This window comes from Haloferax sp. Atlit-6N (genome assembly GCF_003383195.1).
Lineage (GTDB): Archaea > Halobacteriota > Halobacteria > Halobacteriales > Haloferacaceae > Haloferax > Haloferax gibbonsii.
On record NZ_QEQJ01000037.1, the window covers coordinates 1 to 786 of the forward strand.

The following is a 786-nucleotide window of genomic DNA, read 5'->3' on the forward strand; positions in this document are numbered from 1 at the left end:
GATGAGACCGAACCAGAGCTTCGCTAACGGGAGCCCGAACAGCGGGCCGTCCGCGAGCGTGGAGAGCGTCGTCGCAGCGAGGAGGTCAGTCATCGCTCGGGATGACCCCCACGGAATCGGGCGCGTCGCGTTCGCGTTCGGGCGTCGGCGGCTTCGTCGGTGCTTCGTTGCGGATGCTGCGCGCGATGACGTACGTGTAGAGCCCGAGCAGGGCGGCGTACACGCCGACGAAGCCGGCCAGCGTCACGAGCGCTTCAGCGCCCGTTAGCCCCGGTGAGACGCCAGCGTGAGTCTTCAACACGTCCTGGATGACCCAGGGCTGTCTGCCGACCTCGGTGACGATCCAGCCCAACTCTACGGTCAGGATGCCGAGGACCGACGAGCCGACGAGTGCTTTCGCCAGCAGGTCGTCCTCGAACAGCGTTCCCTGGTACCAGCGGAAGCCACCCCAGAACGCGAGCAGGATGAACCACATTCCGAGGCCGACCATCGCGCGGAACGCCCAGAAGACGATGGCGACCGGCGGATCTTCCGTCGGAACGTCGTTCAAGCCCGTGATGGTGGCGCCCGGATCACCCCCGCTGGCCAGGATCGATGCGAGGAACGGCAGTTCCACGACGAAGAGGTTCTCCGCGCGCGGATCGGTGAGGCTCTCCACGCTCGTCGGGAACGCGAGGAGCTTCAACCCGACCGAGGAGTCGGTCTCGTATTGGGCCTCCATCGCGGCGAACTTCTGCGGTTGGGTCTCTGCGACGTGTCGCCCGTAGGCGTCGCCGTGGATGGCCT

At 66.5% G+C, this 786-nt stretch carries 1 protein-coding gene; it reads right to left on the reverse strand.

Features of this window, described 5'->3' with window-relative positions:
• Positions 1 to 85: 85 nt before the first annotated feature.
• Positions 86 to 786 (reverse strand): cytochrome ubiquinol oxidase subunit I (locus DEQ92_RS21005; protein ID WP_147299532.1); only part of this gene is annotated, 701 nt, incomplete at its 5' end.